General features: G+C 63.2%; 4 protein-coding genes and 1 pseudogene. All 5 read right to left on the reverse strand.

All coding sequences use genetic code 11. From position 1 onward, the window contains the following. Positions 1 to 336: 336 nt before the first annotated feature. Complete coding sequence (gene tnaC, locus C3418_RS25115; protein ID WP_069652909.1) at positions 337 to 420, reverse strand: tryptophanase leader peptide; 84 nt, start codon at positions 418 to 420, stop codon at positions 337 to 339. 176 nt (positions 421 to 596) lie between these two features. Then, the gene (locus tag C3418_RS22815) at positions 597 to 1,814 is read right to left on the reverse strand and encodes a 4Fe-4S binding protein (protein ID WP_103859342.1); all 1,218 of its coding nucleotides are present in this window, start codon (positions 1,812 to 1,814) and stop codon (positions 597 to 599) included. Positions 1,815 to 1,934: 120 nt separating this feature from the next. Further along, complete coding sequence (locus tag C3418_RS22820) at positions 1,935 to 2,276, reverse strand: DUF1971 domain-containing protein (RefSeq protein ID WP_103859343.1); 342 nt, start codon at positions 2,274 to 2,276, stop codon at positions 1,935 to 1,937. Between the two features lie 51 nt (positions 2,277 to 2,327). Then, the gene (gene norW, locus C3418_RS22825) at positions 2,328 to 3,494 is read right to left on the reverse strand and encodes an NADH:flavorubredoxin reductase NorW (RefSeq protein ID WP_103859344.1); all 1,167 of its coding nucleotides are present in this window, start codon (positions 3,492 to 3,494) and stop codon (positions 2,328 to 2,330) included. Then, positions 3,491 to 4,603, reverse strand: a pseudogene (locus C3418_RS22830) (rubredoxin); the annotation flags it as partial. The gene norW and the pseudogene C3418_RS22830, both read right to left, overlap by 4 nt. Positions 4,604 to 4,729: the final 126 nt, after the last annotated feature.

Consider the following 4,729-nt stretch of genomic DNA (forward strand, 5'->3'; position numbering starts at 1 on the left):
TGATCGAGGTTACGGATCGAGATAGCGGGTGCGGCCATGATGATCTACCTGCAAAAGAGAGTAATAGATCAGAACTGCCGATCGCCGTCAAGCACTGAAAATAGCAAAATCAGGTGCGGAATGACGGTTCCATAATATAAACACCCCAGATTTAAATATTTAAAATGAGTCTCTTCCCCCGCCGAAAATAGAATGTCCGGCAGGTGGGAAATATTGGGAAATGGATGCACGACATCGCCTCGCCAGAATAAACAGGCGAAGACAGGTGCAGCTATTTCAGTTCAGGAATGGAGGCGGGCTCGTGGCATGGCAGGCATGCTGCGCCGCCGCGGGGAATTACAGCGGGAAGAAGAACGCGATCTTATGGTCCAGGGTAAACCACTTGGGATAGCTGACCTTGATATTCATGTTGTTGCTCATCCAATTGATATTAACAACGCCAAATAACAGCACCCATTATGGTGGGGAGCGCTATATGATCAATTGCAATATGAGCAAAGTGGGATGGCGCTAACAATTTGGCGGGGGATTTTTATACAGCTTATTATCGCCAATCCGAAAGATCCCCCCATCATCCACCTTTTTCCCTTTCCCCCTCAGTGGGTCAACCAGGGCAGCCGCTGCAACAACTCGTAGCGGTCAGGGATCGGTGTCTGGCTGACCCAGAGATCCAGCAAGCCGTAGGAGATCAGCGGCAACACCAGCAGCAACAGACAGAGCAGTCCCAGCAGTTGGCGGGGGGCGAGTCGCTGCCCTTGCGTGCCAAGATGCAGGGCATCGGCCCGCCTGGGGCAGGCGGCCACGCAGCTCTGGCAACTGGTGCACTCGAGGCTCTGCACCGCAATGAGCTGGTGCACCTGGATGCGAGACGGGCAGGCCCGGCTGCACTTGTCACAATCGTGGCCCAGGCTTCGCAGGCAGCGGGCCGGGTCGCGGCGAATGCGCAATGGGGTCAGCAGGCCGAGCAGGGCGAACCAGGCGCCATAGGGGCAGAGGTAGCGGCAGAATCCTTGCCGGAAGGTGGCGGTGAGCAGCAGCACCCAGCCAAGGCACAGGCCCGAGATCAGGGTCAGGTTGAAGAAGAAGGCCCCCATCTTCATGTCCGCCGCCTGATGGTAGGGGCTGGCGAGGTAACCGGGCAGGGCGGCGGCGGGTACCGCCAGCAATATGATGAAGAGCAGAAAGCCGAGCACCAGAAACTTCTGGCCGCGCAACACGGCATCGAGCCAGCCCGGCGGGGTCCACTCCCCCGGCAACAGGCGCGAGCGCAGGCCGTGCAGCCACTCCCCCACCAGCCCGAGCGGGCAGAACCAGGCACAAAACGCCCGACCCAGCAGCAGGGCCGACAGGGAGAGCACCAGCACGGTGACGGTGGCCGCCGGGTGATGGGGGTCCGTCAGCCCCTGCCCGAGCCAGGCCCGCAGCCCGAGACCACCTGCGATGGGCAGGAAACCGTCCACCACGTCAGGGCGTACCAGCCAGGGAACCGTCCCCCGTGCCAGCAGCCAGATATAGACCCCATATTGCACCGACACCAGCAACCAGCAGAGCAGCAGCAGATGACGCGCCCACTCCCGCAGCGGCTGACTGCCCAGCTCGTCCAGTGCGGGGAAGGGCTGGATGCGATGAAGCAGGCTGAGACTGCCGACCACCAGCCCCAGGCCAAGCCAGAGGCTGACATCTGCCGCCGCCAGCCAGGCAATGACCAGCACTCCGAGGGAGAGTCGAGATGACCAGCCCGGCCCCGTTTTCAACGCCAACAGGACCAGATAGACCAGTCCGGCCACCATGGTCATCGCCTCAATCACGCTCATGCATCCTCCACTGCGTACACCCGATCTGGCGGCAAGGATAACCAACATCTGAGTTGATTATTTTGATCTGCATGGGCACAAGGGGAGATTCGAGCCAGTGCCCCTGCCCGCGATTGAGCCTTATGCCTTGCGGCTGTGGAACAGCGGCTGGTCGGATTCGCCCTGCTCGGCCCAGAAGTGGATGTTGAAGCGGGCATCCTCCGACAGCTCGACCCTGTGCCAGTACCGGGGTGGGCTGGTGGCAAACTCCCCGGCCCGGATCACCAGGCTCAGCTCGGGCTCTTCGGCCTGCTCATTGGCAAAGCCGTGATAGGTGACGGTCCCCTCCATCACGCAGAGCTGGCCGAACACCCCGGCCGCGGTGTTGTGGTGGGTGAGCAGGGCCTGGGGCACATTCTGGTGGGTGAAGAAGGGGGTGGAGCGGCGCACCACCCAGTGAGACGGGATCAGTTGCATGGCCATATCGGTTCTCCTCGTGTGGCCGGGTCGACCCGGCCGGTGCAATGAAAGGGGTTAACGGGGCAGCTGGCGCAGCAGCGGGAAGGCGGCACTCATCTGATCCCCACCCACCACGAAGCCGTACAGCTTGCCATCTTCGCCGTGCGCCTCGGCCACCATGCCGCGGCTGTTCCAGCGGCACTGCCAGGCGAGATCCTCGCCCCGGGTGCGACCGGCCAGTTGCAGCGGGTAGCGCGGCGTCTTCACCTTCACCAGCATGGGGGGCAAAGTCAGCGGGGTCGGCGTCCCGAGCAGGGTGCGCGCCAGCGCATTGGCCCCCAGCACGATGGGTTGCAGGAAGGGGAGCAACTGGCCCAGCCACTGCACGCAATCCCCCAGCGCGAAGATATGGGGGTCGCTGGTCTGCAGCCGATCGTCGACCAGGATGCCGCGCTCCACTGCCAGCCCGGCCCCCCGGGCCAGGGCCAGATTCGGCCGCAGGCCGATCGCGGCGATCACCAGATCCTGCTCGCTGATGCGGCCATCGGTCAGGGTCACCCGCCAGCCATCCCCCGGCTGGGCATCCATCCTGGCGAGACCCGTCCCGAACTGCAGACTGACCCCCTGGGTGCGCAGGGCCTGTTGCAGCGGCTGGGTCAGGGTAGCAGGCAACAGGGCGCTGAGCGGGCTATCGGCCAGATCCAGCAGGGTGACCTCGCGGCCATCGCTCGCCATGTCCATCGCCAGCTCACAGCCGATGAGGCCGGCCCCCAGCACCAGGATGCGGCGGGCCTGGCGCAGTTGCGCCTCGGTGGCGGCGTACTCCTGCTGGCTGTTGAGGGTGACCAGGTGTTCGCTGCCCGGCAGATCGGGGCGCGCCGCGCTCGCCCCTGTGGCCAGCACCAGCTGGCCGTAGGGGAATTCCCCCTGCTCGGTCAGCACCAACCGCCTTGCTGGGTCGATGCCATGCACCGGGCAGTGGGGCAGCAGCGCGATGCGCTGCTGCTCGGCAAAATCGCTGCCGCTCTGGCGAGTCATGGCTGCGGCAGGGCAGCCCCGACTCACCACGTGGCTCAAGTCGGGCTTGTTGTACTCGTCACCGCTGTCGGCGGTGATGAGGCGGATGGGCTGCTCGGCATCCAGCTTGCGCAGGCTCTTGACCAGCTGCTGGGCAGCGAAGCCGCTGCCGATCACCACTATCTCCCGGCTGATGCCAGCGTCAGTTTGAATTGCCGCGCTCATACACAGGCCTCCACGGAGCAGGGTTCGAATACCTCCTTGCCGATGCCGCAACCCGGGCAGAGGAAGCTGTCAGGTACCTGAGCCCAGGGGGTGCCCGGCGCCACCAGCTGATCCGGCTCGCCCTGGGCCGGGTCATAGACCCACTGGCAGACCGTGCAGAGCATGGCCTGGTCGTCATCCCATTCGGCGGCGGCCGCTGCGGCTTGCGGCTCAACAGCAGGCATCGCGGGGACGGGCGTCACGATTGTCTGGGTTGTGGTGATCGGGCGGGGTGCGTCCAGCGGGTGCAACGCCCACTGACGGGCGAGCTGGCGGCCATGCTCGCGGCATTCGGCCAGCGCCGAGCCATCCGGCCGCCACTTGGCCTTGAGAGAGATGCTGATATCGAAGCCCGCATCCATCAATCGGGTCTGGATCCGGTCCACCGCGCCACCGGTCCAGCCGTAACTGCCGAAGGCCGAGGCGCGCTTGTTGCGAAAACGCAGGCCGGTGATCTCTTCGAGCATGCCCGCCACCTTGGGCATCATGACGTTGTTCATGGTGGAGGAGCCCACCAGTATCCCCTTGGAGCGGAACACCTGGGTCAGGATCTCGTTCTTGTCGTGGCGGGCCACGTTGTAGATCTTCACCGCCACGCCGGGGTCCACCTCGTGGATGCCCTGGGCGATGGCGTCGGCCATCATGCGGGTGTTGTTGGACATGGAGTCGTAGAACAAGGTGATGCGGTCTTCCTGATAGTGGTCGGCCCACTCCAGGTATTTCAGGATGATCTGGGTGGGGTCCTCGCGCCAGACGATGCCGTGGGAGGTGGCCACCATGCTCACCGGCAGGTTGAAGCCGAGCACTTCCTTGATCTTGGCGGTCACCAGGGGGCTGAAGGGGGTAAGGATGTTGGCGTAGTAGCGCTGGCACTGCTCCATCAGCTCGGTCTGGTCCACCTCGTCGTTGAACAGGTGCTCGTCGCAGTAGTGCTGGCCGAAGGCGTCGTTGGAGAAGAGCACCGCATCTTCGGTCATGTAGGTCATCATGCTGTCGGGCCAGTGCAGCATGGGGGTCTCGATGAACACCAGCTGCTTGCCGTTGCCGATGTCCAGGCTGTCACCGGTTTCAGGGCTGACGCATCAGTGTTTATACTTTGAACAACCCCATACATTCGAACAAATATTGTTCATTCAGACAGCAGAGCCTGCGCTTGTTGGCCATGCTTAGATTACGTGATTTGTTTTGCTTCAGCA

The organism is Aeromonas sp. ASNIH8, assembly GCF_002919855.1.
GTDB lineage: Bacteria > Pseudomonadota > Gammaproteobacteria > Enterobacterales > Aeromonadaceae > Aeromonas > Aeromonas caviae.